At 71.6% G+C, this 26141-nt stretch carries 30 protein-coding genes; 10 read left to right on the top strand and 20 right to left on the bottom strand.

Annotation, left to right across the window (positions count from 1 at the left end):
• Window positions 1-24: 24 nt before the first annotated feature.
• Both OJ962_RS26050 and OJ962_RS26045 read right to left on the bottom strand, forming a co-directional pair.
• On the bottom strand, window positions 25-513 hold the full coding sequence (locus tag OJ962_RS26050) for an ATP-binding protein (RefSeq protein WP_202957701.1): 489 nt from the start codon (window positions 511-513) through the stop codon (window positions 25-27).
• Entirely contained in the window at window positions 514-888 is a 375-nt protein-coding gene (locus tag OJ962_RS26045; protein ID WP_202957702.1) for an STAS domain-containing protein, read from the bottom strand.
• A gap of 52 nt (window positions 889-940) precedes the next feature.
• Here OJ962_RS26045 and ligD (OJ962_RS26040) point away from each other — a divergent pair, with 52 nt between their 5' ends.
• Entirely contained in the window at window positions 941-2353 is a 1413-nt protein-coding gene (ligD, locus tag OJ962_RS26040; protein WP_202957703.1) for a non-homologous end-joining DNA ligase, read from the top strand.
• 46 nt (window positions 2354-2399) lie between these two features.
• Window positions 2400-3233, top strand: coding sequence for a non-homologous end joining protein Ku (gene ku / locus OJ962_RS26035; protein ID WP_202957704.1), 834 nt, complete (start codon window positions 2400-2402; stop codon window positions 3231-3233).
• On the opposite strand, the gene OJ962_RS26030 is transcribed toward ku, so the two are convergent.
• The gene (locus tag OJ962_RS26030) at window positions 3230-3550 is read right to left on the bottom strand and encodes an STAS domain-containing protein (RefSeq protein WP_202957705.1); all 321 of its coding nucleotides are present in this window, start codon (window positions 3548-3550) and stop codon (window positions 3230-3232) included. The two genes, ku and OJ962_RS26030, sit on opposite strands and share 4 nt — an antisense overlap.
• Window positions 3551-3595: 45 nt before the next feature.
• Between OJ962_RS26030 and OJ962_RS26025 the strand changes: the two genes are divergently transcribed.
• Complete coding sequence (locus OJ962_RS26025; protein ID WP_202957706.1) at window positions 3596-4648, top strand: DNA topoisomerase IB; 1053 nt, start codon at window positions 3596-3598, stop codon at window positions 4646-4648.
• Here OJ962_RS26025 and OJ962_RS26020 read toward each other — a convergent pair.
• From OJ962_RS26020 to OJ962_RS26005, 4 genes are all read right to left on the bottom strand, one after another.
• On the bottom strand, window positions 4645-4818 hold the full coding sequence (locus OJ962_RS26020; RefSeq protein WP_202957707.1) for a hypothetical protein: 174 nt from the start codon (window positions 4816-4818) through the stop codon (window positions 4645-4647). The two genes, OJ962_RS26025 and OJ962_RS26020, sit on opposite strands and share 4 nt — an antisense overlap.
• On the bottom strand, window positions 4815-5624 hold the full coding sequence (locus tag OJ962_RS26015) for a SigB/SigF/SigG family RNA polymerase sigma factor (protein WP_202957708.1): 810 nt from the start codon (window positions 5622-5624) through the stop codon (window positions 4815-4817). The genes OJ962_RS26020 and OJ962_RS26015 overlap by 4 nt, the downstream gene beginning before the upstream one ends.
• 75 nt (window positions 5625-5699) lie before the next feature.
• A complete protein-coding gene (locus tag OJ962_RS26010) occupies window positions 5700-6083 on the bottom strand; it encodes a Na-translocating system protein MpsC family protein (RefSeq protein WP_202957709.1) in 384 nt (127 codons plus the stop codon).
• 13 nt (window positions 6084-6096) lie between these two features.
• The gene (locus OJ962_RS26005; RefSeq protein ID WP_202957710.1) at window positions 6097-6432 is read right to left on the bottom strand and encodes an STAS domain-containing protein; all 336 of its coding nucleotides are present in this window, start codon (window positions 6430-6432) and stop codon (window positions 6097-6099) included.
• Between the two features lie 222 nt (window positions 6433-6654).
• Here OJ962_RS26005 and OJ962_RS26000 point away from each other — a divergent pair, with 222 nt between their 5' ends.
• Window positions 6655-7716 (top strand): Crp/Fnr family transcriptional regulator, encoded by a 1062-nt coding sequence (locus OJ962_RS26000; RefSeq protein ID WP_202957711.1) that lies wholly within the window; start codon window positions 6655-6657, stop codon window positions 7714-7716.
• On the opposite strand, the gene OJ962_RS25995 is transcribed toward OJ962_RS26000, so the two are convergent.
• The 4 genes from OJ962_RS25995 to OJ962_RS25980 form a co-directional block, all read right to left on the bottom strand.
• On the bottom strand, window positions 7713-7991 hold the full coding sequence (locus OJ962_RS25995) for a hypothetical protein (RefSeq protein ID WP_202957712.1): 279 nt from the start codon (window positions 7989-7991) through the stop codon (window positions 7713-7715). The two genes, OJ962_RS26000 and OJ962_RS25995, sit on opposite strands and share 4 nt — an antisense overlap.
• 5 nt (window positions 7992-7996) lie before the next feature.
• A complete protein-coding gene (locus OJ962_RS25990) occupies window positions 7997-9862 on the bottom strand; it encodes a CheR family methyltransferase (RefSeq protein WP_202957713.1) in 1866 nt (621 codons plus the stop codon).
• The gene (locus OJ962_RS25985) at window positions 9859-10833 is read right to left on the bottom strand and encodes a chemotaxis protein CheB (protein ID WP_202957714.1); all 975 of its coding nucleotides are present in this window, start codon (window positions 10831-10833) and stop codon (window positions 9859-9861) included. The genes OJ962_RS25990 and OJ962_RS25985 overlap by 4 nt, the downstream gene beginning before the upstream one ends.
• A gap of 213 nt (window positions 10834-11046) precedes the next feature.
• Window positions 11047-11874: a DUF892 family protein gene (locus OJ962_RS25980; RefSeq protein ID WP_202957716.1), complete on the bottom strand. Its 828-nt coding sequence runs from the start codon at window positions 11872-11874 to the stop codon at window positions 11047-11049.
• A 31-nt stretch (window positions 11875-11905) separates the two neighbouring features.
• Between OJ962_RS25980 and ligD (OJ962_RS25975) the strand changes: the two genes are divergently transcribed.
• The gene (ligD, locus tag OJ962_RS25975; RefSeq protein ID WP_202957717.1) at window positions 11906-12805 is read left to right on the top strand and encodes a non-homologous end-joining DNA ligase; all 900 of its coding nucleotides are present in this window, start codon (window positions 11906-11908) and stop codon (window positions 12803-12805) included.
• Here ligD (OJ962_RS25975) and OJ962_RS25970 read toward each other — a convergent pair whose 3' ends face one another.
• Window positions 12806-13252 carry a winged helix-turn-helix transcriptional regulator gene (locus OJ962_RS25970; protein WP_202958001.1) on the bottom strand — a complete coding sequence of 149 codons (447 nt, stop codon included), beginning with the start codon at window positions 13250-13252 and terminating at the stop codon, window positions 12806-12808.
• Between the two features lie 78 nt (window positions 13253-13330).
• Here OJ962_RS25970 and OJ962_RS25965 point away from each other — a divergent pair, with 78 nt between their 5' ends.
• Window positions 13331-13513, top strand: a complete 183-nt coding sequence (locus OJ962_RS25965) for a hypothetical protein (protein WP_202957718.1) — start codon at window positions 13331-13333, stop codon at window positions 13511-13513.
• On the opposite strand, the gene OJ962_RS25960 is transcribed toward OJ962_RS25965, so the two are convergent.
• Window positions 13510-14433 carry a helix-turn-helix transcriptional regulator gene (locus OJ962_RS25960; RefSeq protein WP_202957719.1) on the bottom strand — a complete coding sequence of 308 codons (924 nt, stop codon included), beginning with the start codon at window positions 14431-14433 and terminating at the stop codon, window positions 13510-13512. The two genes, OJ962_RS25965 and OJ962_RS25960, sit on opposite strands and share 4 nt — an antisense overlap.
• Before the next feature lie 44 nt (window positions 14434-14477).
• Here OJ962_RS25960 and OJ962_RS25955 point away from each other — a divergent pair, with 44 nt between their 5' ends.
• Window positions 14478-14867 carry a hypothetical protein gene (locus OJ962_RS25955; RefSeq protein WP_202957720.1) on the top strand — a complete coding sequence of 130 codons (390 nt, stop codon included), beginning with the start codon at window positions 14478-14480 and terminating at the stop codon, window positions 14865-14867.
• Window positions 14868-14870: 3 nt separating this feature from the next.
• Window positions 14871-15326, top strand: coding sequence for a hypothetical protein (locus OJ962_RS25950; protein WP_202957721.1), 456 nt, complete (start codon window positions 14871-14873; stop codon window positions 15324-15326).
• 344 nt (window positions 15327-15670) lie between these two features.
• Here the strand turns inward: OJ962_RS25950 and OJ962_RS25945 are convergent, their stop codons facing one another.
• The 4 genes from OJ962_RS25945 to OJ962_RS25930 form a co-directional block, all read right to left on the bottom strand.
• Window positions 15671-17509, bottom strand: coding sequence for a transketolase (locus OJ962_RS25945; RefSeq protein ID WP_202957722.1), 1839 nt, complete (start codon window positions 17507-17509; stop codon window positions 15671-15673).
• 4 nt (window positions 17510-17513) lie between these two features.
• Window positions 17514-18617, bottom strand: a complete 1104-nt coding sequence (gene tal, locus OJ962_RS25940; protein WP_202957723.1) for a transaldolase — start codon at window positions 18615-18617, stop codon at window positions 17514-17516.
• 409 nt (window positions 18618-19026) lie between these two features.
• The gene (locus OJ962_RS25935; RefSeq protein WP_202957724.1) at window positions 19027-19938 is read right to left on the bottom strand and encodes a homogentisate phytyltransferase; all 912 of its coding nucleotides are present in this window, start codon (window positions 19936-19938) and stop codon (window positions 19027-19029) included.
• A gap of 37 nt (window positions 19939-19975) precedes the next feature.
• Entirely contained in the window at window positions 19976-20776 is an 801-nt protein-coding gene (locus tag OJ962_RS25930; RefSeq protein WP_202957725.1) for a methyltransferase domain-containing protein, read from the bottom strand.
• A 20-nt stretch (window positions 20777-20796) separates the two neighbouring features.
• On the opposite strand from OJ962_RS25930, the gene OJ962_RS25925 reads away from it, so the two are divergent.
• Together OJ962_RS25925 and OJ962_RS25920 are read left to right on the top strand one after the other, a co-directional pair.
• A complete protein-coding gene (locus OJ962_RS25925; RefSeq protein WP_202957726.1) occupies window positions 20797-21327 on the top strand; it encodes a hypothetical protein in 531 nt (176 codons plus the stop codon).
• 37 nt (window positions 21328-21364) lie between these two features.
• The gene (locus OJ962_RS25920) at window positions 21365-23707 is read left to right on the top strand and encodes a SpoIIE family protein phosphatase (RefSeq protein ID WP_202957727.1); all 2343 of its coding nucleotides are present in this window, start codon (window positions 21365-21367) and stop codon (window positions 23705-23707) included.
• On the opposite strand, the gene OJ962_RS25915 is transcribed toward OJ962_RS25920, so the two are convergent.
• The 3 genes from OJ962_RS25915 to OJ962_RS25905 form a co-directional block, all read right to left on the bottom strand.
• The gene (locus OJ962_RS25915) at window positions 23694-24410 is read right to left on the bottom strand and encodes a tocopherol cyclase family protein (RefSeq protein WP_202957728.1); all 717 of its coding nucleotides are present in this window, start codon (window positions 24408-24410) and stop codon (window positions 23694-23696) included. The genes OJ962_RS25920 and OJ962_RS25915 overlap by 14 nt on opposite strands.
• 146 nt (window positions 24411-24556) lie before the next feature.
• Window positions 24557-24961: a hypothetical protein gene (locus OJ962_RS25910; protein WP_202957729.1), complete on the bottom strand. Its 405-nt coding sequence runs from the start codon at window positions 24959-24961 to the stop codon at window positions 24557-24559.
• Window positions 24958-26127 (bottom strand): MGH1-like glycoside hydrolase domain-containing protein, encoded by a 1170-nt coding sequence (locus OJ962_RS25905; RefSeq protein WP_407697546.1) that lies wholly within the window; start codon window positions 26125-26127, stop codon window positions 24958-24960. Before OJ962_RS25905 ends, OJ962_RS25910 begins: the two co-directional genes overlap by 4 nt.
• Window positions 26128-26141 lie beyond the last annotated feature (14 nt).

Here is a 26141-nt window from a genome sequence, read left to right as displayed (position 1 = left end):
GACAAATCGAGCGGTCGACGGCGGCTAAGCGGGCGACTCGGCGTCCGGGTCCCAGCGCCCTTCGGCGCCGATGTTCCCGGTCACGGGGTTGGCTTCGGCCGGGTCGGACGCGCGCGAGTACGCGAAGGTCATCCGCACCTCGGTGCCCTGGCCGGTGGAGCCGCGCAGCTCGAAGGCGTCCGACAGCGCCGCGATCAGCGGCAGGCCGAGGCCGAGCGCGGGCGCTTCGGAGCGGGCGGGGCGCGGCTGGATGCCGGCGCCGTGGTCGCGGACGACGATGGTGAGGCCGGTCTCGTCGGCGAGCATCTCGACCTCGAGCATGCCCGCGTCCTCGTCGTAGGCGTGCACGACGACATTGGTGCACGCCTCGGTGACGGCCATCTTCATGTCCGCGAGGACGGTGGGGTCGAAGTCCAGGGCGTCGGCCATGCCCGCGAGCGCCTGGCGTACGACGCCGACGCCTTCGGGCCGGGCGGGCATGGTGAGCAGGACCTCCGGGGCCGGGGCGGTCATCTACTCGCTCGCGCCGTTGGTGGAGCGGACGGCGGTGATCGCCTCTTCCCGGCCCTGGAGGACGGGAAGGACGGGGACGAGCCCGGTGATGTCGAGGATCCGCTGGACCCCCGGCTCGACGCTGTCGCCGACGCAGACCACGTAGCCCTGGCCGGCCTCGATCGCCCGGCGGCGCGCGTCGAGCAGTGCGCCCAGAACGGAGGAATCCACGAATGTCGCGGCCGTGAGATCGACCACGATGCCGCCGCCGCGGCCGAGCGCCTCGTCGAGCCGCTCTCGCAGCGTCGGCGCGGTGTAGATGTCGTGCTCGCCTTCTACGACCACCACGACGACGTCGCCGGCGGTCTCATCGAGGACGATGGGGTTGGCGTCCATACGGGCGTGCACGATACCTACTTGTGCCCGAAAGGACGCCACAATGGGCACGATGGCTGATCGGCTGGACCAATATCGGGCGAAACGTCAGTTCGGGGAGACGCCGGAGCCCGCCGGGGAGGTCGAGCCCGGCGAGCAGCTGCGGTTCGTCGTGCAGGAGCACTCCGCCCGCTCGATGCACTGGGACCTGCGCCTCGAGCACGAGGGCACGCTCGCCTCGTGGGCGGTGCCGAAGGGCATCCCGGTCGACAAGCGCAACAACCTCGCGGTCCGGACCGAGGACCACCCGCTCGAGTATCTGGACTTCCACGGCGAGATCCCGGCCGGCAACTACGGCGCGGGCACGATGAAGATCTTCGACCGCGGCACCTACGAGCTGCACAAGTGGCGTGACAAGGAAGTGATGGTCACGTTCCACGGCGAGCGCGTGAAGGGCAAGTACGTCCTGTTCAGGACCGATGGCAAGAACTGGATGATCCACCGCATGGACCCGCCGGCGGACCCGACCCGGGAGCCGCTCCCGGAGTGGATCGAGCCGATGCTCGCGCGCCAGGGCGAGCTGCCGGGCGACGACGGCTGGGCGTACGAGATCAAGTGGGACGGCATCCGCGCGCTCGCCTTCATCGAGGGCGGCCGCCTGAAGCTCATGAGCCGCCGCAAGACGACCATCACCGGCGGTTACCCGGAGCTCGCGCCGCTCGGCCGCGCGCTCGGCACCCACGAGGTCATCCTCGACGGCGAGATCGTCTCGTTCGACAACGGCCTGCCGAGCTTCCAGCGCCTGCAGCAGCGCATGAACCTCACCCACGAGGCGCAGATCCGGCGCATGTCGCAGTCCCAGCCGGTCGTGTTCATGATCTTCGACCTGCTGTGGCTGGACGGGCACTCGCTGCTCGAGCAGACCTACGAGGACCGCCGCAAGCTGCTGGCCAAGCTCGAGCTCACCGGCCCGCGCTGGCAGACGCCCGCCTACCACGTGGGCAACGGGGCGGGCCTGCTGGAGGCGTCCAAGGCCCAGGGCCTGGAGGGCGTCGTCGCCAAGCGCCTGAACTGCCCGTACATCCCGGGCCGCCGCTCCCCCGGCTGGGTCAAGGTAAAGAACGTTCGTTCCACGGAGGTCGTCGTGGGCGGCTGGACGCGCGGCGACGGTGGTCGCGCCGGCCGCCTCGGCGCGCTCACGCTCGGCTTCTACGAGGACGGCGAGTTCGTGTTCGCGGGCAAGGTCGGCTCGGGCTTCAACGACGCCGAGCTCAAGCGCGTGCAGGACCTGCTGGAGCCGCTCGCGCGGGACACGAGCCCGTTCACAGCCGGCGCCAAGCCCGAGAAGGGGACGCGGTTCGTCGAGCCCAAGCTGGTCGCGAGCGTCGTCTACGGCGACATGACGCGCGACGGGACGCTGCGCCATCCCGTCTACAAGGGGCTGCGGGACGACATCGCGCCGGAGGACGTCTGCCGGCCTGAGTGACGGCGCAATTGCGCCACCGCCGGCGCGATCCGCCAGAATGTGACCCATGCCGCGCTCAATGTGGAGTGGAGCCATCTCGTTCGGGCTCGTCAACGTCCCGATCAAGCTCTACTCCGCCGTGTCCAAGAAGACCGTGCGCTTCCACCAGATCAACGGTGAGACCGGGAACCGCATCGCCCAGAAGCGGACGGACGCGGTCACCGGCGAGGAAGTGCAGTACGAGAACCTGGTCAAGGGCTACGAGATGGCCAAGGACCAGTACGTGATCATCAACCCGGACGAGCTGGACGCGCTCGATCCCGAGAAGTCGCGGACGATCGACATCGAGGACTTCGTCGATCTCGCCGAGATCGACCCGGTCTACTACGACCACCCCTATTACCTGGTGCCCGACAAGGGCGCCGCCAAGGCCTACGGCCTGCTGCTGAACGCCATGCAGGAGTCCGGCCGCGTCGCGATCGCGCGCGTGGTCCTGCGCTCGAAGGAACAGCTCGTCGCCATCCGCCCCGCGCAGGGCGGCACCGTGCTGATGATGGACACGATGGTCTTCGCCGACGAGGTCATCCCCCGCGACGCGCTGGACGGCCTGCCCGAAGCCGAGGAGCTCAAGGTCTCCGAGCGCGAGGTGCAGATGGCCCAGCAGTTGATCGAGTCGCTGGTGACCGAGTTCGAGCCCTCCCGTTACAAGGACGAGTACCGCGAGAAGGTGCTCGAGCTGATCGAGGCCAAGGCCGCGGGCGCCGAGATCGTCCAGCAGCCCGAGGCGCCGGCGCCGACCGCCGTGCCGGATCTCATGGCCGCGCTCGAGGCCAGCCTCGCCGCCGTCGACAAGCCCAAGAAGAAGGCCTCCTCGAAAGAGAAGGAACCGGCCAAGTCCTAGAGCAGCTCGGGCGCGTCGACGAACTCGAGCCGCTCCGTCATGCGCGTGATCTCGAACACGCGCTGCACGGCCTCGCAGCCACGCACCAGCACGAGCCGCCGGTCCTGCGAGCCGAGCCGGTCGCGGGCGAGCAGGATCGTGCGCAGCCCCGCCGAGTCCAGGAACAGCAGCGCGCGCAGGTCGATGGCCACGACGTCGTGGGTCAGCCGCTCGAGCTCGGACTCGAGCTCCGCGGTCGCGAGCATGTCGAGCTCACCGCGCAGCGTGATGAGCGCGACCGCACCGTCGGCCGTCGTCTGCAGACCGAAACGTGGCATCCGCGCGCAAGCGTAAACCGGCCGCGCGCGGGGGAGGCTGGGGAAATGGCCAGGCTCCGCCGCGCAGACTGCTCCGGTCCCGGGATCACCCGCAAGCGCGCGGGCAAGGGGTTCGCCTACTACGACGAAGACGGTGAGCGGATCACCGAGACCGAGGTGGTCGACCGCATCCGCGAACTCGGCATCCCGCCGGCCTGGGACCAGGTCTGGATCTGTCCGTATCCGAACGGCCACCTCCAGGCGACGGGCATCGACGCGGCCGGCCGCAAGCAGTACCGCTACCACGAGGCGTGGCGCACGCGCCGGGACGCGGAGAAGTTCGAGGACATGACGCGCTTCGCCCGCGCGCTGCCGGCGCTGCGCGAGCACGTCGAGGCCGACCTGACCGCCACGGATGAGCTCACGCGCGAGCGCGTACTCGCGTGCGCGGTGCGGCTGCTGGACCGCGGCTTCTTCCGCATCGGCACCGAGGAGTACACGCAGACCAACGAGTCCTACGGCCTGGCCACGATCCGCAAGGAGCACGTGACGATCGCCGACGGCCAGATGATCTTCGACTACCCGGCCAAGAGCGGCCAGCGCCGCGTGCAGGCCGTCGCTGATCCGCTCGCGATGGAGATCGTCGGCAAGCTCAAGCGCCGCCGCGGAGGCGGCCCCGACCTGCTCGCGTTCAAGGCCGGCGGCCACTGGTGCGACATCAAGTCCGACGACATCAACGCGTACCTGAAGGAGGTCACCGGCGGGGACTTCTCCGCCAAGGACTTCCGCACCTGGAGCGCGACGGTGCTGGCGGCGGTCGCGCTCGCGGTCTCCGGGCCGGCGCAGGGCACCAAGACCTCGCGCCAGCGGGCCAAGACCCGCGCGATCAAGGAGACCGCCCGCTACCTGGGCAACACGCCCGCCGTGTGCCGCGCGTCCTACATCGACCCGCGCATCTTCGACGCCTACGACGCCGGCCTGGTGCTCGACCACCAGGTGCTGCTCGAAGCCGCCGAGCCCGGCCAGCTCCCGACGCAGCACCCGGAGATCGAGAACGCGGTGCTCGACCTTCTCAACGAGAAGGAAGAGTCACCGCGCCTCGAGAAGCTGGCCGCCTAGGACTCGCTGGGGTCGGTGTCGGGGGTCGCCGGCGGCGGGTCGTCCGGCGGCGGCGTCTCCTGCGGCGGCGTCGGGTCGGCCGGGACGATCGGCTCGTCGGGGACGGTCGGCGTCGGGGTCTCGGGCGGGACGACCGGCCCGGTCGGGTCCGTGGGTTGCGGGACGCTCATGACTCCACCTTCATCGAAGATCCGTAGGCGTACAGCTTCTCCAGCGAGGAGCGGATGATGCGCGACACGTGCATCTGCGAGCAGCCGACGACCTCGGCGATCTCGGACTGCAGGAGGTCTTCCTGGAAGCGCAGGCGCAGGATCTCGCGGGCGCGCTCGTCGAGGATGCCGGTGAGGCGCTCGAGCGTGACGCCGGCTTCGACCCGGTCGAACTCCTCGTCCTTGACGCCGATCAGGTCGCCGGCGGACGCCGAGTCGTTCTCCTCGTCGTGGACGGGCGCGTCCAGCGAGCGCACGGAGCGGCCCTCGGTGGCCTGCATCGCCTCGACGATCTCCTCGGGCGAGCGGTCCAGCCGGTCGGCGAGATCGGCGACCGTCGGCTGACGGCCCAGTTCGCCCCACAGCTTCTCGCGCGCCTCTTCCAGCGCGAGGCACAGCTCCTGCAGGTCACGCGCGGGACGCACGTCCCAGGTCGAGTCGCGGAAGTAGCGCCGGAGCTCGCCGAGGATCGTCGGCACGGCGTAGGAGGAGAACGCCAGGCCGCGTTCGGGATCCCAGCGGTCGACGGCCTTCACGAGGCCGACGGAGGCGACCTGGATGAGGTCGTCGAGGGGCTCGCTCGCGCGCCGGTAGCGCAGGGCCAGTGAGCGGGCGAGCGGCATGTAACGCTCGATCAGCTCCCCACGCGCGCGCTCGTCGCCCTTCTGGACGAGCCGCATGAGCCGCTGGTCTTCGCGCTGCCGCTTGGCACGGTCGATCGGTGTGGCCGGGGAGCGGGGGCGGTCGGCCGTCGGAGTCGAAGCCATCAATGTGCTTCGGTACCCCAGGTGCGTGAAAACCAGCCTGAGAGCACGTCGTTCGTTCGTTTGCGGACAGGGCCGTCAGTTTTCAGGGGCAAGCACGAAGATCTCGAAGGCCCGTACCGGCTCGAACACGATCTGGCTGTGGTAGCCGACGACGCGGCGTCCGGTGAGCTCCTCGACGGCACCGATCGCGGTCGGTCCGACGGTCTCCTGGAACGTCAGCCGGTACTGGCGCACGAGGTCGTGCTTGCCGGCGGCCAGCAGCGTCTCTTCGTTGCGGGTGAGGCCGCCTTCCATGACGATGAAGATGTACTCGTCCTCGATGTAGGCCTTGGCCGCCTCAGGTCCGCGCCCGTAGTAGCGCTTCTTGAGGCCGACCATCGCGTTGGCGAGCGCGGCGCGCAGGGAGCCAGGGGCCTGTCCGCCTGCCGCCTCGATCAGTTCCTGGGCATGATCGGGCACGTTGTCGGCGGCTTTACCCGGCGACGAAGGTGAAGTATTCGTGCAGCCCGGTGAGCGTGAACAGCCGGGCGATGCGGTCCTCGCCCTGGATCAGTGCGAGGTCGAAGCCGTCGCGGTTGGCCGCGTTGTTCCAGCGGGTGAGCAACGTGATCCCGGTTGAATCCATGAAGCTGAGCCCGCGCAGGTCGACGACGATCTGCTTGGCGCCGCCTCGGAGCAACTCATCGAGTAGGTGCTCCACGTCGTCCACCGTGCTCATGTCGAGATCGCCCTCGGGGCGGACGGACGCCGTCCCGTCGAGGTGGCTCACCTCACAGCGGAACGGTTTGGGGGCGAAGTCGTCGGGCATCGGGCGGAAATCCTCGGGTGGTGCGCGCTCGGAGGCCGCTGGTCGCCCCGGAAGTGGAGCCGGTCAGTCCGTCCTCGTGAGGTTCCGCCTGCCCGTGCCCCCGCGGGGAGGCGCGCGCCTGCGCGGCGGCCACTCTAACCGCTTAGGCGGTTGTCCGGGGGCGCAGTCACCACTGTGACGGGGGGTTTGGGATCCCGCCGGACCTGGTACGACAATCGCTGCATGCCGGACGCGACGGTCAACCGCAAGCTTCGAGCCGGGATGGAGGGGCGGCCGGACACGACGCGACCGGCCGGCGCCGGCCGCTCGCTGCTCGAGCTGGACCCTGAGCTCGGGCAGCTGCTGACCGACGAGCGCCGGGCCGCGGCCGAACGCGAGCTGCGGGTGCGGGTGACGACGTTCCCGGTCGGTGAGTGGGACGGCGGGCGGCTCGCCGACGCCGATCCGACGCACCTCGGCCTCCTCGTCGTCGAAGGCGTGCTGGCTCGCGAGGTCGTGCTCGGCGACACCGTGAGCACCGAGTTGCTGGGGCCGGGTGACATCGTCCGCCCCTGGCACATCGAGGGCCCGCCGGAGCTGCTGCCGGTGGCGGTGCGCTGGAACGCGCTCGCCCCGATCCGGCTCGGCCTGATCGACCGCCGCGCCGCCGCCGTCATCGGGCGCTACCCCGAGGTGTCCGTGGTGATCGTCGACCGGCTGTCCGAGCGCGCCCAGCGGCTGTCGGTCACGCAGGCGATCTCTCAGCTCAACCGCGTCGACCGCCGCCTGCTGGCGCTCTTCTGGCACCTCGCCGAGCGCTGGGGCCGGGTCGCGCGGGACGGCATCGCGGTCCCGCTGGTGCTCTCTCACCGGCTGATCGGCGAACTGGTTGGTGCGCGGCGCCCGACCGTGTCCACCGCGCTGGCCGAGCTCGCGCGCGACGGGCAGCTGGTCCGCCGCGACGATGGCACGTGGCTGCTCACCGGCGACCCGGTCGCCGTCCCGGCCGAGAGGGCGGCCGAGGTCATCCGCCAGCGCCGCCGGCTGATGCCCACGCCGGCGGAGCCGGTTGTGGCCCAGGCCACGCTGAGCGCCGTCGCCGAACCTGCGCACGAGCGGATGGCGGAGCTGCGTGGATCGATGGACGCTGCCTGCGCCGTAGCGGCCGAACACCGGCGCGCGTTCGACGCGATCCGGGCCGAGACGTCGGCGCTGCGCGAGCGCACGACCGAGCTGCGCGACCGCCGCTCCGACCACGTCGAGCGGCATCGGGCCGCCGCCGCGGGCCCGCGCGAAGACGGTTAGACCTCGTCGGCGCGCCGGCGTTCGGCGAAGCCGCGCTCGTGGTCGGTGTGCAGCTTCTGCAGCTCGGCCGCGCGCCGCTGCGTGCCTTCGGCGGCACGATGCGCGTCCGCCTCGCGCTCGTGGGTCCGGCGAGCGATCGCGTTCGGCGCCTCGGTCGCCTCTTCCGCGGCCCGCACGGCGCGTTCGGCGGCGCTGCGCGCGCGGGAGCGGGCGTGCTCGGCTCGTTCGAGCGCCTCGAGCGCCTCGAGCGCCCGTTGCTCGTGGTCCGGACCCATGGGGCTCAGGATTCCCCTCGGGGGCGGTCCTCCATCATCACGATCGCCCCGCGCGGGGCACCGTCCTGCGCCGTCGAGCTGACGAGTGGAAGGATGGTGGCCTCGCACACGATCGGCCGTCCGCGCCGGTTGACCGCCTCGAGCTCACCGGTCTCGCGCGGGCTCGCGCCGCTGAGCACCGCGCGCAGCGCCGCCGCGAGCTGCTCGGACGGCAGGCCGATGTCCAGGCTCAGGAAGTGGCTGTCGACCGCCTCGTCGGACCGCAGACCCCAGAGGTCCTCGGCGCGCCGGTTCCACACCTGCACGCGCTGCTGTGCGTCCAGCACCGCCACGCCCAGCCCGAGCGAGGTGAGGATCGCCTCCAGGAAGTCGTTGACCTGGTTGAGCTCGCCCGTCCGCTCACGCAGCTCGTCGTTCATGGTCTCGAGCTCCTCGTTGGTCGACTGCAGCTCCTCGTTCATGGACTCGAGCTCCTCGTTGGTCGACTGCAGCTCCTCGTTGGTGGTCTGCAGCTCCTCGTTGGCCGACTGCAGCTCCTCGTTGGTGGTCTCGAGCTCGTCGATCGTCGACTGCAGCTCTTCGTAGGCAAGCTCGAGATCGCGGCGGTTGCCCTCGAGCTCGGACTGCAGCGCGGCGTAGCGCGTGACGTCCTCGAAGGTGATGCTCGCACCGATCGCGGTGTTGTCCTTGGACAGCAGCGGCGTGACGTTCACCTCCAAGCGCCGCGCTTCGCCGCGCTCGGGCGCGTACTCGGTCTCGCCCACCGGCACCCGGCGGCGCTCGCGCAGCGCCTGCTCGATCGGTGCCAGCAGGTCGACGGGGCGGTGCGCGAGGCCGAGGTCTCCAAAACCGCGGCCGAGGTGCTCGCGTGAGATTTGGAACAGCGCGCGGGCCGGCAGGTTCGCGAACGTCAGCCGACCCGTGCGCGAGACCACCAGCAGCGCCTGCGGCCCGAGCTCGAGCGCGGCGTCGCGGCTCGCGCGGTCATCGTCGCCGGCTGGGCGCTCCATGCTCTCGGCCGCGCTGAACGCGCTCGCGCGCGAACCCAGCGAATTGCGGTGCTGCTTGACGAACACCCGCTTCTTGAGGTCCGACGCCACGAACAGGTCGCGGTGGGAGAGCATCATCTCCGACTTGCCGAGCATCAGCACGCCGGTGTCGAGCAACGCGAAATGGAAGTGGCGCAGGATGCGCGCCTGCGTGGCGGCGTTGAAGTAGATCAGCGTGTTGCGGCACACGAGCAGGTCCAGCCGGGAGATCGGCGCGTCCTGCACGATGTTGTTGCGGCCGAAGATCACGGTCCGGCGCAGGTCCTTGCGGAAGGCCAGCCGCTGATCGGCACGCTCGAAGTACTTCTCCCGGAACTCGGCCGGGACCGACTCCATCTCCTTGTCGTCGTAGATGGCGAGGCGTGCCTGGGAGAGCGCGTTCTCGTCGATGTCGGTGGCGTAGATCTTGACGCGTTCGCGGTAGGCCTCGATCCCGAGCAGCTCGGCGAGCACCATCGCGCAGGTGTACGCCTCCTGGCCGCTCGCGCAGCCGGCGCTCCACACGCGGATGAGGTCGTCGGCGGGCTTGGCGGCCAGCAGTGCCGGCAGCACGTCGGCGCGCAGGTGCTCCCAGGCCGGAGGGTCGCGGAAAAACTCGGTGACGTTGATCAGCAACGCGTCGAAGAGCTGCTCGTACTCCTCCGGGTTGACTTCGAGGAAGTCGAGATAGTCCCCGTAGGATTGGCAGCCGACCGCTGCCATGCGGCGGCCGAAGCGCCGTTCGAGGCTGGCGCGCTTGTAGCCGGTGAAATCGATCCCGCGCGCCTGGCGCAGGAACTCCAGCAACGCTCCAAAGGCGGCGTCGGGGGCGGGCTCCGTCACGCGGCGGGCTCATGCTCGGCGGCCAGCACGCGACGGATGATCGCAGCCCGTTCAGCTGCCTCCCGCGCGCCGGCCGCGAAGCTCGTGCGGGTGCGCTGGTGGGTGGTCGCGCGACCCGCCAGGCGCTGCAGCAACTCGGCCCGCTCCTCGAGCACCTCGAGCGCCGTCCACAACGCGGCTTCGACCGAGCTGCCCTGCGCCTCGACCCTCGCCTCCTCCGAGTAGGCGTGCCCGACGCGGCCGCGGTAGCGCACGAGCTCACCCTCGCGCAGCTCCCAGAGCGCGCCGCTGCACTCCGGGCAGGTGAAGCCGGTCGCGGGTCCTTCCGGACGGATCGGACCGTCCAGGACCTCGGCGGGATCGGGTTCAGGCGACTCCGGGGTCTCCTCGGTCTCGACCTCGACACGCGTGGCGGCCAACCGGTCGGCGAGCGCCCGGATCGGCAGGACGGCGTCGGGCGTCGTCGCCGCGAGCGCCGCCGACGGCATCCCGGGAACCAGCGCGTCCTCCGGATGCTGCACGAGCACTTCGCCCCCGCCGAGCTTGACTGCGACCGCTCCGGCGGCGCCGTCGTCGAGCGCCCCCGAGAGCACCACGGCCGCGCCGCGCTCGCCCCAGGCGCGGGCGATCGAGCGGAACAGCGGGTCGGCGGCTGGGCGCGAGCCGTTCTCTTTCGGGCCGCGGCTGAGCTCCACCCGGTCCTCGCGGACCAGAAGGTGATGGTCGGCGGGCGCCACGTAGATGCTGCCCGGCCAGAGCGCCATGCCGTGCTCGGCCACGACGGCGCTCAGCACCGTGTCGCGATCCAGGATCGGCGCCAGGAGACTGCGGCCGGTGGGCGGGATGTGCAGCACGATGCACACCGCCGCATCGAAGTCCGCCGGAAGGGCGCTGACGACCGTGCGCAACGCCTCGACGCCTCCCGCCGACGCGGCGACGCCGATCACCCGGCTCGGGAGCGTGTGACCCACGCGTCGGACCCTACGCCGATCGGACTGAATCGCGCTCGGCACGGGTAAGCAAACGCGCGATGATCTCCACTTCACGCTGCTCCCACTGTCGCTCGACGGTCACCCGCGACGACGCGGCGTGCCCGCGGTGCGGACGCCCGCCGCGGCGGCTTGATCCCGCCGCGGTCAGGTCCGTGATGGCGCGGACGGGCGGGCGCCTGCGGCGCCCGGCCCTCAAGCGGAGCCGCTGAGCTCTCGCTGCGCGGCTTCGAGGACCGTCACCCGGCGGCGGTGACGGCTCTCGTAGTCGCGCACGGCGCCGGCGTGCTCGCCGTCGAGGCGGTCGACGATCGCCTCGGCGGTGTCGTCGTCGTAGCCCTCCCACGGCGGCTCGCCCGTGAGCTGGTCGCCCTTCTCGATCACGGCGCGCCGGTTGCGGTGCGCGCGCTCGTAGTCGAGGACGAGGGCGAGCTCGGCCTGAGTGAGGTCGCTGAGGCGCGCGACGACCTGGCCCGCGTTGAGCTCGTCGTAGTCGTCGATGGGGAAGGTCGCACCGGTCTCGGTCCGGCCGTCGGCGGCGAGCGTCGGGATCAGCGCACGCAGGTCGGCCAGCATGCGCTCTTCCTCGGCGCGGTGGCTGCGAGCGAGCTCGGCGATCTCGTCCTCGCCGAGCTGCGTCGCGAGCGCCTCGATCGCGTCGTAGGTGGCGATCTCCAGCGCCTCGGTGGCGCACTCGTCCTTGGCGTTCTTGAGCTGGCGCTCCTCGACGCTGGTGCCGCCGCGGACGAGGTCGAGCGGGCCCTTGGCGAGGGTGAGGGCCTGGCCGACCACGGTCTCGGCGAGGCCGAGCGCGAGGTTGATGACGTTCGTGCCCGGCTCGGTGGCGTGCTGGGAGAGCGCCGCGGCGTGCTGGCGGGTCTCGCGCAGGTGGCGCTCCAGCAGCGTTCGGTGGTCGCCGCGCGGGGTCATCGCGATGTGTGCGGCGAGCGTGGAGACGAGGGCGCGTTCGGTCGCGAGCGCCTCGTGCAGGTACCGGTTCAGGCGGTCGTAGTCGTTGGCCATGTGGAAGGCCTACCCGGATAACGTCTGATCGGTGCCCCAACCGAAGCGTGTCGAGGTCTCTGTGGGCGACGTCACGGTGTCGCTCTCCAACCTCGAGAAGGTGATGTACCCGCGTGCCGGGTTCACCAAGGGGCACGTGATCGACTACTACACGCGGATCACGCCGGTGCTGCTCCCGCACCTGCGCGCGCGGCCGCTGACGCTCAAGCGCTATCCGAACGGGGTCGAGGACACGTTCTTCTACGAGAAGCGCTGTCCGTCGCACCGGCCGGACTGGGTGCGGACGACGGCGGTGTGGTCGGGCCGTAACGAGGGTTACATCGACTTCTGCGTGTGCGAGGACCTGCCGACCGTGGTGTGGCTGGCGAACCTCGCCGACCTGGAGCTGCACACGCCGATGGCGCGGGCGCCGGAGATGGACAACCCGACGATGGTGGCCTTCGACCTCGATCCGGGGCCGCCGGCGACGATCGTCGAGTGCGCGCGGGTGGCGATGGAGCTGCGGCGCTCGTTCGAGTACTTCGGGCTGCAGGCGTTCCCCAAGACGTCGGGGTCCAAGGGGATGCAGGTGTACCTGCCGCTGAACGTCCCGGGGGTCACCTACGAGGACACGCGGACGTTCTCACGCGGGCTCGCGGGCGTGCTGCTGCGGCGCATGCCGGACCTGATCGTGGGCGACATGAACAAGGAGCGCCGGCGCGGGAAGGTGTACGTCGACTGGTCCCAGAACGACCGCCACAAGACGACGGTCAACGTCTACTCGCTGCGGGCGATGGAGCGGCCGACGGTGTCCACGCCGCTGACCTGGGACGAGGTCGAGGACATGAGCGAGCCCTTGTCCTTCACGTCGGGTGAGGTGCTGGAGCGGGTGGAGCGGATGGGCGACCTGTTCGCGCCGGTGCAGACGCTCGAGCAGGAGCTGCCGCGGTAGCTACGCGCCCGGGCCGGCGTGCGCCCGGACGTCGCGGGCGGTGAGCTTGGCGCCGCACGCCATGCAGGTGCGGTGCGCGTCCAGCGTGCCGCCGCAGTCCTTGTGGGTGAGGATCACGGGCGGGCCGTCGGGGGCATAGTGGCGGTCGCCGAACTGCATCAGCGTGATCAGGACGGGCCATAGGTCCAGGCCCTTCTCGGTCAGGCGGTACTCGAAGCGCTGGGGGCGCTCCTGGTAGGCGACCTTGATCAGCACGTCCTCGTCGACCAGGCGCTGCAGGCGCTGTGTGAGGACGTTGCGGGCGATCTTCAGGCCGTCGGCGATCTCGTCGAAGCGCCGGTGGCCGAAGTAGATCTCGCGCAGGATCAGCACGGTCCAGCGCTCGCCGACGAGCTCGAGCGTCTTGGCGACGCTGCAGTTCTGGCCCTCGTAGGTGCGTCCGAGCATCGGCTTGCGTCCGAGAGTAGCGTGATGCAACGCGGTCGTCGATGTTACGCGGCGGCGCGAACGAGGTACCGTCCTGGCATGGACCTCGAAGAGCGCACCCTCGAAGACACCATCTCTCAGACGTGCGCCGTCTGTGGCGCGACGCTGACCGAGGCGGAGATCAAGGACGCCCGCGAAGTCGGTGGGCCGTTCCTGTGCACCGTGCACGCCGCCGAGGAAGCGCCCGCGGACGAGATCGCGTCCGACGTCGAACCGGACTAGGCCTCCAGCAGCCGCTCCGCGAGCCGTCTCACGGCGGCTCGGAGCTCGTCCGGCGCGACGATCGTGAACGAGCAGCCCGCGCCCGCCAGCAGGCCGGCTGCCCAGTCGAGCGAGTCGGCGCGCATGCGCAGCGTCACGCCTTGGTCGTCTGGTTCCAGCTCGGCCAGCGTCGGCGGGAAGCGCCTGACGGCTTCTTCGTGGCTGGTGTCGAGGTGGACGATGACCTCGTGCGCCCAGGGCACCCGCGCGAGCTGGCGGCTCACGAACGCGGTGGCGTCGAAGCCGGGCGGCTTGGGTGCGCCGGCGCCCAGGAGGGTCACGGTGCCGATGCGGTCGGCGCGCAGCACGCGTTGTTGGCCGCGCTGGTGGTCGAAGGCGGCGACGTACCAGCGGCCCTGGTGGGCGACCACACCGTGCGGGCTCAGCTCGCGCGTGGTCTCGGTGCCGGTGGAGTCCACGTAGGTCGTCGCGACCCGACGGCCACGGCCCGCCGCGTCGGCGAGCGCGAGGAGCGTCTCGCCGTCGGGCGGCGCGGCGTCCACGTCACCCGTGAAGCCGAGGATCTGTTCGAGCGACTCGACGCCGCGCCGCAGCGGGTCCGGCAGCACGCGGCGGACCTTGCGCAGCGCGCTCTCGGCCTCCAGACCGAGCCGGCGGGCGGCGAGCAGGCCCAGGGCGGCCGCGGCGGCCTCGCCGCTGGTGAACATCAGCGGCGGGACGCGGAAGCCCGGCTTGAGGCGGTAGCTGCCGCCGCGGCCCCGTTCGCCCTCGACCGGGATGCCGAGCTCGCGCAGCGCGACGACGTCGCGGCGCACGGTGCGCACGTCCACCCGCAGCCGCTGCGCGAGCTCCGGCCCGGTCGACGCCCCGTGGTCCTGCAGGGCTTCGAGGAGAGCGAGAACACGAGCCGCCTTCGACATTAGAGGACCAATCCTGCCCTGTTTACCGCGTAGCGTCCAGGCCCATGCCCCACGAACCCCGCGAGATCGCCTTCTACGGCTGTGAAGGCCACACCAAGCACTACGGGATCGGCGACCCGGACCCCGCCCACATCGCCGCCGTCCGGGCGCGCGCCCGGTTGGACGCGCCGGGCTTCACCATCGCCCATCGCGGTGCCTCCGCGGCTTTGAGTCTCGTGTACTGGTGGGCGAACGAGAACGAGCTCCACGCGGAGTTCTTCGTCGCTCCCTTGAACGCGCCCGACGACCTACGGCCGTACGAGAGCACCGGTATCACCTGCGTGTGGGAGATGGAGGTCATGGACTTCGAGCGCCGCGCCTGGCTGCGGGACGTCCTGATCGACGAAGACCTCGACGCCTACCTCTCGCGGGCGCTCGACCCGGTGGCGATCTGAGCCATGCCCGTCACCGACTTCGACTTCCTCCCCGGCCGCTGGGAGATCACCAACCACAAGCTCGTCGACGGCGAGTGGCAGACCTTCACCGCCATCTCCACCGCGTTCTCGATGCTCGGCGGCGGCGGCAACCACGATCACTTCGTCACCGACGGCTACGAGGGCTTCAGCCTGCGCCTGTACTCGCCGGAAACGGACACGTGGCGCATCTGGTGGTCGAGCACCCAGCGCCCGGGCCGGCTCGACCCGCCCGTCGAGGGCCGCTTCCACGGCGACGGGACGGCCACCTTCGAGGCCGACGACGTGCTCGACGGCGTCCCCCTGCGCATGCGCTTCGTCTGGTCCGACATCACGGGCGACGCCGCCCGCTGGGAGCAGTCCTTCTCCTACGACGAGGGCGCGACGTGGGAGCCCAACTGGATCATGGAGCTGCGCCGCGTGGAGTCGCCGGCCGCGTGAACGGCGAGCACACCCGCGGCAGCGGGCGCGCTCACGCCCGTGTGATTTGCGCGGGGCGCGCTCGTGCCGAGGGGGCGCAAACGCTTGCGCTGAGGGGGTGGTCGACGAAACTCTCGCTGTGCGCGACCAACGTCGACCACCCCGCCCGGATGAGCCCGAGCGAGCTGGCCCGCGCCCGGGCGCGCCGGCGCCAGCCGGTGTGCTCACCCGACGCCGGCGACGAGCCCGAACGCGAGGGGCGCGGAGCGCGGCGGCGGCGAGACAGCGCGGCGAGCGCGCGAGGGCGGCGGGGCAGGGCGACGCGGTGGCGCCTTGGGCCCGGCGAGGGCGCGCGCCTGCCTTCTCTACGCCGGTGACGCGACGAGCTTCTGCGCCGCGTCGGCGATCGCGTCGGCGTCGATCTTCGCGCCGTGCAACAGCTCGGCGGGCGTGCCCGAGCCGGGGATCTCGCGGACGGCGAGCTTGACGACGTGCGCGGTCTCGTCGCCGGCGGCCAGCGCTTCGAGGACGGCGTCGCCGAGGCCGCCTTCGGGGGCGTGGTCTTCGACGGTGACGATCGCGCCGCAGTCGCGGGCCGCGGCCTGGACGGCGGAGGCGTCGATCGGCTTGATCGAGTAGGCGTCGAGAACGCGGGCCTTGATGCCGCCGTCGGCGAGCCGTTCGGCGGCCTTGACGGCCTCGTCGACGGTGATGCCGCAGGCGATGATCGCGACGTCGTCGCCCTCGACCGCGACGCGCGAGCCGCCGATGCGGACGTCCTCGTCCGCAGCGGTCCGCACCGGGGTCTTGCCGCGCAGGGTGCGGATGAACGAGATGCCGTCGTGGTCGGCCAGCGCGGCGACGAGCCGCGCGGTCTGCTGGGCGTCGCTCGGGTGGACGACGACCGAGCCGTGGATCGCGCGCAACGAGGCGATGTCCTCGAGCGCCATCTGGGACGGGCCGTCCTCGCCGATCGACACGCCCGCGTGCGAGCCGCTCAGCACGAGCTTGGCCTGCGAGATGGCGCCCATGCGGACGAAGTCGTACGCGCGCGAGAGGAACGCGGCGAACGTGGACACGAACGGCGTCCAGCGGCCTCCTACCTGCATGCCGACCGCGGCGGCCACCAGCTGCTGCTCCGCGATGAACATCTCGAAGTAGCGGTCCGGGTGGGCCTCGCGGAAGTCCTCGGAGTGCGTCGAGTTCGAGACCTCGCCGTCCAACGCGACCACGTCGCCACGGATCGAGGCCAGCGCCGCGATCGACTCGCCATAGGCCTTGCGCGTCGCGACCTCGTCGCCGAGCTCGTACGACGGCAGCGAACCGCCGCTCGTCTCGAACTCGTGCGCCGAGCCGCCCTCGGGCGCGGCGACGTCCACGGACAGATCGCGCTCGCCGCCGAGCTCCGCCACGGCGGCCTCGGCGTCCTCGACCGGCTTGCCGTGCTTGCCGGGCTGGTCCTCCACGGCCTTCACGCCGCGGCCCTTCATGGTCTTGGCGACGATCGCGACCGGCTGGCCCGTGGTCGCCTCGGCCTCGGCGTAGGCCGCCTCGATGGCCTCGACGTCGTGGCCGTCGACGGCGATCGCCTTCCAGCCGAACGCCTCGATCCGCTTCACGTAGCCGTCGAGGTCCCAGCCGAGCATCGTCTCGCGCGTCTGCCCGAGCCGGTTGACGTCGATGATCGCGACGAGGTTGTCGAGCCCTTCCCAACCCGCGTGCTGGAAGGCCTCCCACATCGAGCCCTCGGCCATCTCGGAGTCACCGCACAGCACCCACACGCGGTACGGCAGCTTGTCCAAGGACCGGCCCGCCATCGCGACGCCGACGCCGATCGGCAGCCCTTGGCCCAAAGACCCGGTGGCGACGTCCGTCGGCGGGATGCGCGGCGTCGGATGCCCTTCCAGGCGCGACCCCAGCTGGCGGAACGTCAGCAGCTCCGCGTCGTCGATCGCGCCCACGGCCTTCAGCACCGCGTAATAGAGCGGCGAAGCGTGGCCCTTGGAGAAGATCAGGTGGTCGTTCGCCGGGTTCTCCGGGCTGGAATAGTCAAGCCGGAGGTGGCCGTCGATGAGCACCGCCATCAGATCCGCGGCGGACATCGACGAGGTTGGGTGACCCGAGCCGGCCGCGGCCGAGGTGCGGATGGAATCCACCCGCAGCTGCTGGCCGAGCTCGCGCCGGAAGTCGGCGTCGTGGGCCATGGGACTACGCCGCCACGAGGCTCTTGAGCTTCTTGTCCAAGCCTTCGATCAGGTCGGCGAACGACTTGGCGAACTTCTCGACGCCCTCCTTCTCGAGCGTCTGCACGACGTCGTCGTAGGACACGCCGGCCGCCTCGACCTGGTCGAGCAGGCGGCTCGCGCCCTCAACGTCCTCGGTGATCGCGTTCCCGCGGATCTCGCCGTGGTCAAGGACGGCTTCCACGAGCTCACGCGGGGCCGTGTTGACCGTGTCCGGCCCGACGAGCTCCTCGACGTAGACCGTGTCCTTGTAGTTCGGGTTCTTGACGCCCGTCGACGCCCACAGGCACCGCTGCGGAGACGCGCCCTTGGCCGCCAGCTCCTCCCACTCGGGGGTCGAGAAGACCTCCTGGTAGGTCTGGTAGGCGAGCTTGGCGTTCGCGATCGCGAGCTTGCCGAGCAGCTCATCCTGCCCGCCGATCGCCTCCAGGCGCTTGTCGGCCTCGGTGTCCACGCGCGAGACGAAGAACGACGCGACGGAGGCCACCTTCGAGGGATCGCCGCCGCCCTCGACCAGCCGCTTGATGCCGGCCATGTAGGCCTCGGCGACCTTGCGGTGACGCTCGAGCGAGAAGATCAGCGTGACGTTGACCGGGATGCCGCGCGCGATCGTGTCCTCGATGGCGGGCAGACCCTCGAGCGTCGCGGGGATCTTGATCAGCAGGTTCGGGCGGTCGACGAGCTCGAACAGCCGCACGGCCTCGGACTTGGTCTTCTCCGTGTCGTGCGCGAGGTTTGGGTCGACCTCGAGCGAGACCCAGCCGTCCTTGCCCTCGCCCTCGTCCCAGACGGGGCGCAGGATGTCGCAGGCGTCGCGGATGTCGTCCTTCGCCAGCTGCCAGAAGATCTCCTTCGGATCATCGTGGGAGCCGCTGAGCTCGCGGATCTGCTCGTCGTAGGCGTCTCCCTCGGCGATGGCGCCCTGGAAGATCGTCGGGTTGGACGTCACGCCCTCGACTCCCTGCTCGACCAGGCCCTTGAGGTCGCCGTCCTTGACGAAGCGACGCGACAGGTAGTCGATCCAGACGCTCTGACCGTATTCGGTCAACTGCTGGAGCGGAGTGCTCATGAGGCGGTCCTTTCAAAGGGGTGTCCGTACACATTGACACTCCCCCACGGTTTGCCCGGGCTAACGAGCCGTGAAGCAAGGTGAAGCGGGGACGCCACGGCGCGGAGCGGCGTCCCGCGCGTTCAACGTGGCCGGCCGGAGAGCTCGCGGAGCCAAGCGGCTACGGCTTGCTCATCGCGCCTGGCCTCCCGCCGACGAGCGGCGCGCGCCTGGGAGGCCGTGATGGTGTTCGGCTCCGTCTGCCGAACGAAGCGCTTAGACGGTGTCGCGGGAGGACGACTCGAGCGCGGTTGCTGATCCGCCTCAGAGGCAATCGACATTGCCGACAAACCTACCTGGCCGAATGGGGGATGTCCACGCCAAACGGGCCAACGGCCGGGAAAAGTTCTGGACCTGACGTCGAAAATGCCTAGTTTGCGAGACACGCGGCCGGGACGAGCAGGTACTCCAGAAAAAAGAGCGCCCAGACCCGCATGTAGAAGCGCGTGAACCCGCTGTGCGAGCGGGGTTCCGCGCTCCTGGCCCAGTACAGGAGCACTGCCGCGGCCGCCACGTGCCCGCCCGCGAGGACGAACGGATTCGCGTAGTCGACCAGCAGCGGCGGCGCCACCAGCGCCATTCCGGCGTAGGCAATCAACAGGGCTGCCAAACCCGCCCGGAACACCCGCTCGGGCCCGATCCGCACCGTGAACGTGCGGATCGCGTAGCGCCGGTCGCCCTCAATGTCCGGCACGTCCTTGAGGATCGCGATCGCGAGGCTGAACGGGAGCACGAACAGGCACAGCGCGATCACCGGCGGGTCGATCTGCCCCGCGAAGTGCCAGTACACGCCGAGGTTCACGATCACCGACCGCACGCCCGAGATGCACAGGCTCGCCGCCACCGGATAGCGCTTGAGCCGTAGCGGCGGCAGCGAGTACACCGCCCCGACGGCGAGGCCCGCCGCGACCGCCGCCGTCTCCCACCCGCCCTGCGTGACGGCCATGGCGAGCGGCGCCACCGTGCACACCGCGACGATCGCCGTCGCCGCGCCGATCGACAGCTCGCCCGCGGCGATCGGCAACAGCGGCTTGTTGACGCGGTCGATCTCCACGTCGGTGATCTGATTGATCCCGACGATCGCGACGTTGACCATCAGGCCGGCGAGCAGCGTCGCCGCGAGGTCCCACGCGGGCGTCGCGGCCTCCGCGATCACGTAGAGCCCGAGGACCGACAGCGCCGTCCCGATCACCGTGTGCGGCCGCGAGAACCGCCACAGCGTCATCAACGGGTTCGCGCGCGCAGCGACCCGCGGGGCGGTGGCTGCGCCGGCGCGGCTCACGCGCCCGCCCGTGCCGCGTGCGTCTCGCCGCGCGGCTTCACGACGCGGCTCGCTTCTCTCTGCGGGCCCGCAGCGCGAGCACGGCCGCGATCGGCACGAAGGCGGCGCCCGCCGCCGACCCGGCCACGAACCGCGCCGCGAACTTCACCCGGCTCGGCGCGGGCTCCTCGGCCGGCGCCGCGCGCCCCGCCGGGGACGCGCCCGCCCCGGCGACGCCGCTCACCGCCAGCGCGTAGGGCACGCGCTCGTCGCGGTACCAGTCCGGCGCGAGCTCGACGACGCGCACGTCCGTGAACCCCGCCGCCTCCATCCAGCCCGTGTAGTCCGACACGGGCGGGAACAGCATCCACGCCTCCGCGAGCCAGCGCGCGAAGCGGTTCGCGGGCCGCACGGGCCCGATCACGAGCGCGGTTCCGCCCGCGCGGGTGACGCGGTAGGCCTCGGCGATCCCCTGCTGCGGGTCCGGCCAGTACTCGATCGAGCCCGCGGACACGTACCGGTCGAAGCTGTCGTCCTCGAACGGCAGCTGCTCGGCGTCCCCCAGCACGCGGCGGCAGGCGGCGAGCGCGGGCTTGGCGCGCGAACGGTGCAACTGGTGCGGGCTCTGGTCGAGCATCGTCACGTCGGCCGCGTCCACACGCGCCACGATGCCTTCGGTGGTGAAGCCCGTCCCGGCGCCCGCGTCGAGCACCTTCAAGCCGGGCTCCAACCGCGCCGCATCCAGCGCCAGAGCGCGCATGGCGGGGGTCCAGAAGAGCGGGTTGACCCAGCGGTCATACCCCAGCGAGAGGAACCGGTAGAACCAGAACGCCTCGCGCTTGTGCTGGATCAGCCTCATTGCTTGGGCACCATACGGCCATGAGCGAGGAGCTGGACCACTGGCTGCCCGATCCGGTGATCCGCAGTCGCCACCGGCGAGCGGCGCGCGCGACGCCCGCGGACCTGTGGGCGGCCGCGACGAGCATCCGCCTCGAGGAGACGCGGCGGCTGGGACGCCTGGTCGGCTGGCGCATCCCGGGCGTGCAGGGGTCGATGACCTACCACGAGCTGTTTCGCGCCTACCCCTTCAACGTGCTCGACGAATCCGAGCAGCGGCTCGTGTCCGGCCTGTGCGGGCGTATCTGGACGCTCGCCCGCGACTACCCGACGCTCGACGGCCCTGACGCGTTCAGGGCCTGGGATGAGCCCGGCACCGTGCGCGTCGCGTTCGCGCACGGCGTGCGTGCGCTCGAGGACGGGCGCTCGGAGCTGTGGTCGGAGGCGAGGGTGCAGCCGATCGACACCAGCGCCCGCCTGCGCCTGAAGGCCGTGTGGGCCGTGGTCGGCCCGTTCGAGCGCCTCGTGGGCGCCGAGCCGCTCGACCTCGCGGCTCGCCGCGCGGAAAGTTAGGCGGACAACTCGACGTGGCGTCAATATCCTCGCCTTGATGGAGGCGGACCAGCAGCGGATCGAGGCTGCTCGCCGCCTGCTCGGCGAGGCTCCGGGGGAGGCGATCGATCGGCTCGCCGCGCTCGGCGCGCGCCTGCTGGGCGCTTCGTACGCGCAGGTGTCCCTGTTCGCCGACGTGCAGGTGCCGCTCACGCCCCCCACGCCGCGCCGGCCGCCCGCGGACGCGCTCGTCGAGGCGACCTTCTACGGCCAGGAGCCGCCCAAACAGGCCGGGATCGGCGCGTACCTGGGCGTGCGGATCGAGGCGGCGGGCCACTGCGTCGGCGTGCTGTGCGTCTACGACGAGGAGGAGGCGACCTGGACCGAGCACGACCGTGACGTGCTCTCCGAACTGGCGGCGGCGGTCGCGGCCGAGCTCGAGCGCGGGTCGCTGGCCGCGGAGCTGGAGGACAGCGCCGCGCGGCTGAGCCTCGGGTTCGCGGCGGCAGACATCGGCAGCTTCGACTGGGACCTGCGGACCGACGCGCTGCAGTTCGACGAGCGGCTGATGGAGCTCTTCGGCTACACGCCCGCGACCTTCACCGGGCACATCGACTCCTTCGTCGCCCGTCTGCACCCCGAGGACCGGGCGCGCACGCAGGCCGCCATCGCGAAGGCGGTCGACCGCCTCGGCGACTACGAGGCCGACTACCGCGTCGTGCACGAGGACGGCACGGTCCGCTGGGTCGCCGCCCGCGGGCGGGTGATCGGCAACGACGGCACGCCGGTGCGGATGCTCGGCGCCGCCTACGACACGACGGCCGTCCACAGCGCCGCCGAGCGACTCGGCCGCGTGCTCGAGACGATGAGCACGGCCTTCCTGACGCTCGACCTCAACTGGACCTTCACGTACCTCAACGGCGCTGCGGAGCGGATCTTCGGCCGCAGCCGCGGGGAGCTCGTCGGCCGCTGCGTCTGGGACGTCTATCCCGAGCTGGAGGGCACGGAGACCGCCGTCGCGTACCGCCGCGCGATCACGACGGGCGAGCCGCAGAGCTTCGAGCAATACCACCCGCCGCTCGACATATGGTTCGACGTCCGCGCAACGCCGGGCGAGGACGGCCTGTCGGTCTACTTCCACGACATCACCGGCCGCGTCCGCGCCGAGCAGGACGCGGCGCGGCTCGCGGGCGAGCGCGAGGACGCGCTGGCCGCGAGCGGCGCCGCCACCGGCCGGCTGCAGATCCTCAGCGCGGCGAGCGCCCGGCTGGCGGGGACGCTGGAGGTCGACGAGCTGCTCACGATCCTCTCGGACGTGGTGGTGAACGGGTTCGGCGCGGCGGTCGTGGTGGCCCTGCGCGACCGGATCGTTCGCGACCTGGCGGGCAAGCCGACGATGCCCGACGGCGGCAAGGCCTTCCGCATCGCGCACACCGTGAACGTCGACCCGGCGCTGCACGGCGCCACGATCCCCGCGACCGCGCTCGCCGCCGGCGCCGTGCAGCAGCGCCCAGCGCGCGAGCTGGACGAGCGCCTGGGCGACCGGCTCTCGCTGACGCTCCCGCTCATCTCCCGCGGCCGCATGCTGGGTGCCATCGTCGTCCTGGACCCCGTGACGGGCGCCCTCGACCGCCGCGTGCTGACCGAGCTGGCCGCGCGCTCGGGCGTCGCGCTCGACAACGCGATGCTCTACGGCGCCGAGCGCCGCCTCGCGCTCACGCTGCAGCGCAGTCTGCTCCCGGCCGACCTGCCGGAGCTGCCGGGCATCGAGCTGGCCACGCGCTATCTCCCGGGCACGGGCGGGCGCGACGTCGGGGGCGACTTCTACATCGCCCACCCGCTCGAGGACGGGCGCGTGCTGCTGGTGATTGGCGACGTGATGGGCCACGGCGCGCAGGCGGCAGCCCGCATGGGTCAGCTGCGCGCCGTGCTGGCCGCCTATGCCTACGACGGCGACCCGCCCGACCGCGTGCTCGCCCACCTCAGCGTCCGCGCTCCCGCGCTGCTGGACCTGCCGATGGCGACCGTCCTGGCCGCCGTCTATGACCCGCAGGACCGGCGCTTGACGTTCAGCCTCGCCGGCCATCTGCCGCCGCTGATCGCTCCGCGCGACAGTGCCCCGTACTTCGCCGACGCCCGCCCGGGCCCGCCGCTCGGCACCGAGACCGGCGAGTACGCCCGCCACACGCTGACGCTCCCGCCCGGTGCCACGCTCGTCTTCTACACGGACGGCCTGATCGAGGAGCGCGAGCTGGCGATCGACGCCGGGATGGAGCGCCTGCGCCAGGCCCTCGACGGCGTCGACCTGGACCCGGACGGCGTCGCCGACCACGTCCTGCGCGCGCTCGACCGCGAGCAGGGCGGCGAGGACGACATCGCGCTGCTCGTCATGCGGGCGTAGCCCCGTCTTCCAACGCCGCCATCGTCGACTCGCCGCGGAACCACACCCGGCGGCCCCGGCGCACGGTCACCTCCACCCGCCCCAGCAGGTGGTGGCGGGAGCGGACCTCGAGCCGGCGCTCGCGCGGGATCGGCACCGGGAGCAGGAGCGCGTCGGCGGCCTCGCCGCTCAGCTCGACGTTCCAGCGCCAGGAGGAGGCGCGGATCGACCACTCGCCAGCGCCCGCCCGCGCCACCGTGCGGGCGAGCGGCGGGGCGAGCGTCACGAGCTCGTCTTCAGTCCACACCGCGACCGCCGTCGGCGCCACGCCGTGCACGCGCCCGCCCGCGAACGCGACGAACTCCGCCTGCCCCCACCACCAGTGCGCGGCGAACACGGCGCCCCAGTTCTTCTCGGCGTAGCCGTGGGCGTCGAGCGTCCGCGTACCGAACGATCCGCGCGCGCGGGCGCCCAGCAGCCAGGGCGACCAGTACTGGCCCAGGAACGGGATCATCTGCGCCGGCCCGAGCGGGGAGAACGGGCGGCGCGGCCACTCACGCCGGTCCTCGAAGCGCACGTCCAGCCCGGGCCCGAGATCGACCCGCAGCGAGGCGCCGTCGGCGTGCAGCGGCCCGGCCTCCACGCCGAGCCCGTCGCGGGAGAGCCGCGGGGAGTCGACGATCTCCGTCCACAGCTCGCCGTCCGAGGTCGCCAGCGCAACCATCGCCCACCCGCGGCACACGCCCGCGATCGCGAGCGCGCTCCAGCCGGGCTCGTAGATCCGCCAGTAGTAGCCCTCGAGCCCGACGCCGTGCGCACGCCGAGGGTCGCCGAACGGCCCGTCGGCGCCTGTGCGGCGGTACAGCGAGCTCAGCGAGAGATCAGCGCGTGGGTGACGGGGACGTTCCAGCGGGCCTCGCCGGCGGCGATCGCCTCGTCCTCGCGGTAGTCGCGGTCGCCTTCGGGGTGGGAGAAGATCACGATGCGGTCGGCCTTGAAGGTCACCAGCGCGTCGTCGATGGCCTGGGCCGGCTCGGATTCTCCCACCTGGCCGGCGGCGTCCACGCCATCCTCCTCCAGCCGCTCGACGGTCTCGGTCTGGGCGTGTTCGGCCTCCGCGATCGCGTCGTCGGGGTCGGACACCCAGAAGGCCAGCTTGGACTGGTTGGTGGCGGGCGAGAGCACGAGCACCTCCGCGCCCTCGACCTCGTCGCCGAGGGTCGAGCGCAGGAAGTCGGCGTCGATCGGCTCAGGGGTGACGACGAGCAGTTTCACGCCGACCGCGCTACCCGCCCGCCCGTGGCCGGAAACCCGCTCGGGAGGTCGATCGCGAGCGTCGCGAACCCGAAGCGCTGCTCGCCGTGCCCGGAGCCCGTGCGCGGGTGGTAGTACTCGCGGTACCCGCTGCGCTCGACGGCGGCCAGCGCGCCCGCGGCCAGCGTGTCGGCCTCGTCGTCGGCACCGAGCGCGCGCAGGCCGCCGACCATCAGCCAGTTCGTGTTCATCCACGCCGCGCCGCGCCAGGTCCGGTAGGCGTTGAAGCCGGGCCGGAACGAAGGCTCCTCCATCGACACGCTGGGCACGCCGAAGCGCGCCCAGTAGCGGCGGCGGTGCAGCAGGTGCTCGTTGGCGACCCGCTCGCGCAGCTCGCGCGGGATGCCGACCAGCGCGAGCGGCGCCAGCGAGGACCAGGTGGACAGCTCGACCTGCGTCTCGGAGCGGCCGGCGAGGTCGAAGAACAGGCCGCGGCGCTCGTTCCAGCACCGTTCCACCAGCGCGGCCTCGGTGCGCGCGGCGTGCTCGTCCCACTCCGCGTTGCCGGTCAGCCGCGCGAGCGAGCGCAGCGAGAGCGCGTGCGCGACGTTGACCAGCACGTCCTCGACGTGTTCGTCCGTGGTGCGCGCGAGCGTCGCGGCGCTCCAGCGTGCGCGGCGGCAGCGCTGGACGAGCCGCGCGTAGCCGGGCTTCCAGTGTGCGAGCCGGCCGTAGACCGCGTCGTACTTGGGCGAGTCGTCGAGGCCGGACTCGTCCGGTAGCAGGATCGTGATCAGCCCGTCGCCGTCGGGATCGCGCTCGCGGATCAGCCAGCGCGCGTGCGCCTCCAGGAACGCGAGGTCGTCCGGCGTGGCGCCGCCGACGCGCTCCCACGCGACCGGCAGCAGCGGCGTCTGGATCGACTCGGTGCCCGTGTCGCCGCGGTAGCTCGCGGTGGCGTAGAGCGGCGCCCGGCGCCACAGCGGGGACGCGTTCCAGAACGCGGTGTGCGGGACGAACCCGTCCGGCCGGCCCGCGCGCATGAGCGTGCGCAGCTCCTGCCGGCCGCGCTCGGGGTCGAGGTGCGACCACGCGACGGCGTGGAAGCACGAGTCCCAGAACCACTGGTGCTGGTAGCGGCGCGGCGAGGGACAGGTGAAGGCGTACGGCGTCCCGTCGCGGCGGATGCCCTCGCGCCAGT

Origin of the sequence: Solirubrobacter deserti, assembly GCF_027587175.1 — a bacterium.
Classification (GTDB): domain Bacteria; phylum Actinomycetota; class Thermoleophilia; order Solirubrobacterales; family Solirubrobacteraceae; genus Solirubrobacter; species Solirubrobacter deserti.
Note: the sequence above shows the minus strand (reverse complement) of the source record. Positions and strands in the feature narration are given on the sequence as shown.

Bases quoted from the DNA above. Each gene is read 5' to 3' on its own strand.
- OJ962_RS25945 (WP_202957722.1), bottom strand. From the start codon at position 17,509: ATGGCCCACGACGCCGACTTCCGGCGCGAGCTCGGCCAGCAGCTGCGG.
- OJ962_RS25930 (WP_202957725.1), bottom strand. From the start codon at position 20,776: ATGAGGCTGATCCAGCACAAGCGCGAGGCGTTCTGGTTCTACCGGTTC.
- OJ962_RS25915 (WP_202957728.1), bottom strand. From the start codon at position 24,410: ATGGTTGCGCTGGCGACCTCGGACGGCGAGCTGTGGACGGAGATCGTC.
- OJ962_RS26005 (WP_202957710.1), bottom strand. From the start codon at position 6,432: ATGCCCGACGACTTCGCCCCCAAACCGTTCCGCTGTGAGGTGAGCCAC.
- OJ962_RS26015 (WP_202957708.1), bottom strand. From the start codon at position 5,624: ATGGCTTCGACTCCGACGGCCGACCGCCCCCGCTCCCCGGCCACACCG.
- ku (WP_202957704.1), top strand. From the start codon at position 2,400: ATGCCGCGCTCAATGTGGAGTGGAGCCATCTCGTTCGGGCTCGTCAAC.
- tal (WP_202957723.1), bottom strand. From the start codon at position 18,617: ATGAGCACTCCGCTCCAGCAGTTGACCGAATACGGTCAGAGCGTCTGG.
- OJ962_RS25955 (WP_202957720.1), top strand. From the start codon at position 14,478: ATGCCCCACGAACCCCGCGAGATCGCCTTCTACGGCTGTGAAGGCCAC.
- OJ962_RS25925 (WP_202957726.1), top strand. From the start codon at position 20,797: ATGAGCGAGGAGCTGGACCACTGGCTGCCCGATCCGGTGATCCGCAGT.
- OJ962_RS25960 (WP_202957719.1), bottom strand. From the start codon at position 14,433: ATGTCGAAGGCGGCTCGTGTTCTCGCTCTCCTCGAAGCCCTGCAGGAC.
- ligD (WP_202957703.1), top strand. From the start codon at position 941: ATGGCTGATCGGCTGGACCAATATCGGGCGAAACGTCAGTTCGGGGAG.
- OJ962_RS26000 (WP_202957711.1), top strand. From the start codon at position 6,655: ATGCCGGACGCGACGGTCAACCGCAAGCTTCGAGCCGGGATGGAGGGG.
- OJ962_RS25980 (WP_202957716.1), bottom strand. From the start codon at position 11,874: ATGGCCAACGACTACGACCGCCTGAACCGGTACCTGCACGAGGCGCTC.
- OJ962_RS26025 (WP_202957706.1), top strand. From the start codon at position 3,596: ATGGCCAGGCTCCGCCGCGCAGACTGCTCCGGTCCCGGGATCACCCGC.
- OJ962_RS26045 (WP_202957702.1), bottom strand. From the start codon at position 888: ATGGACGCCAACCCCATCGTCCTCGATGAGACCGCCGGCGACGTCGTC.
- OJ962_RS25970 (WP_202958001.1), bottom strand. From the start codon at position 13,252: ATGCTCGGACGCACCTACGAGGGCCAGAACTGCAGCGTCGCCAAGACG.
- OJ962_RS25920 (WP_202957727.1), top strand. From the start codon at position 21,365: ATGGAGGCGGACCAGCAGCGGATCGAGGCTGCTCGCCGCCTGCTCGGC.
- OJ962_RS26030 (WP_202957705.1), bottom strand. From the start codon at position 3,550: ATGCCACGTTTCGGTCTGCAGACGACGGCCGACGGTGCGGTCGCGCTC.
- OJ962_RS25950 (WP_202957721.1), top strand. From the start codon at position 14,871: ATGCCCGTCACCGACTTCGACTTCCTCCCCGGCCGCTGGGAGATCACC.
- OJ962_RS26020 (WP_202957707.1), bottom strand. From the start codon at position 4,818: ATGAGCGTCCCGCAACCCACGGACCCGACCGGGCCGGTCGTCCCGCCC.
- OJ962_RS26050 (WP_202957701.1), bottom strand. From the start codon at position 513: ATGACCGCCCCGGCCCCGGAGGTCCTGCTCACCATGCCCGCCCGGCCC.
- OJ962_RS25965 (WP_202957718.1), top strand. From the start codon at position 13,331: ATGGACCTCGAAGAGCGCACCCTCGAAGACACCATCTCTCAGACGTGC.
- OJ962_RS25995 (WP_202957712.1), bottom strand. From the start codon at position 7,991: ATGGGTCCGGACCACGAGCAACGGGCGCTCGAGGCGCTCGAGGCGCTC.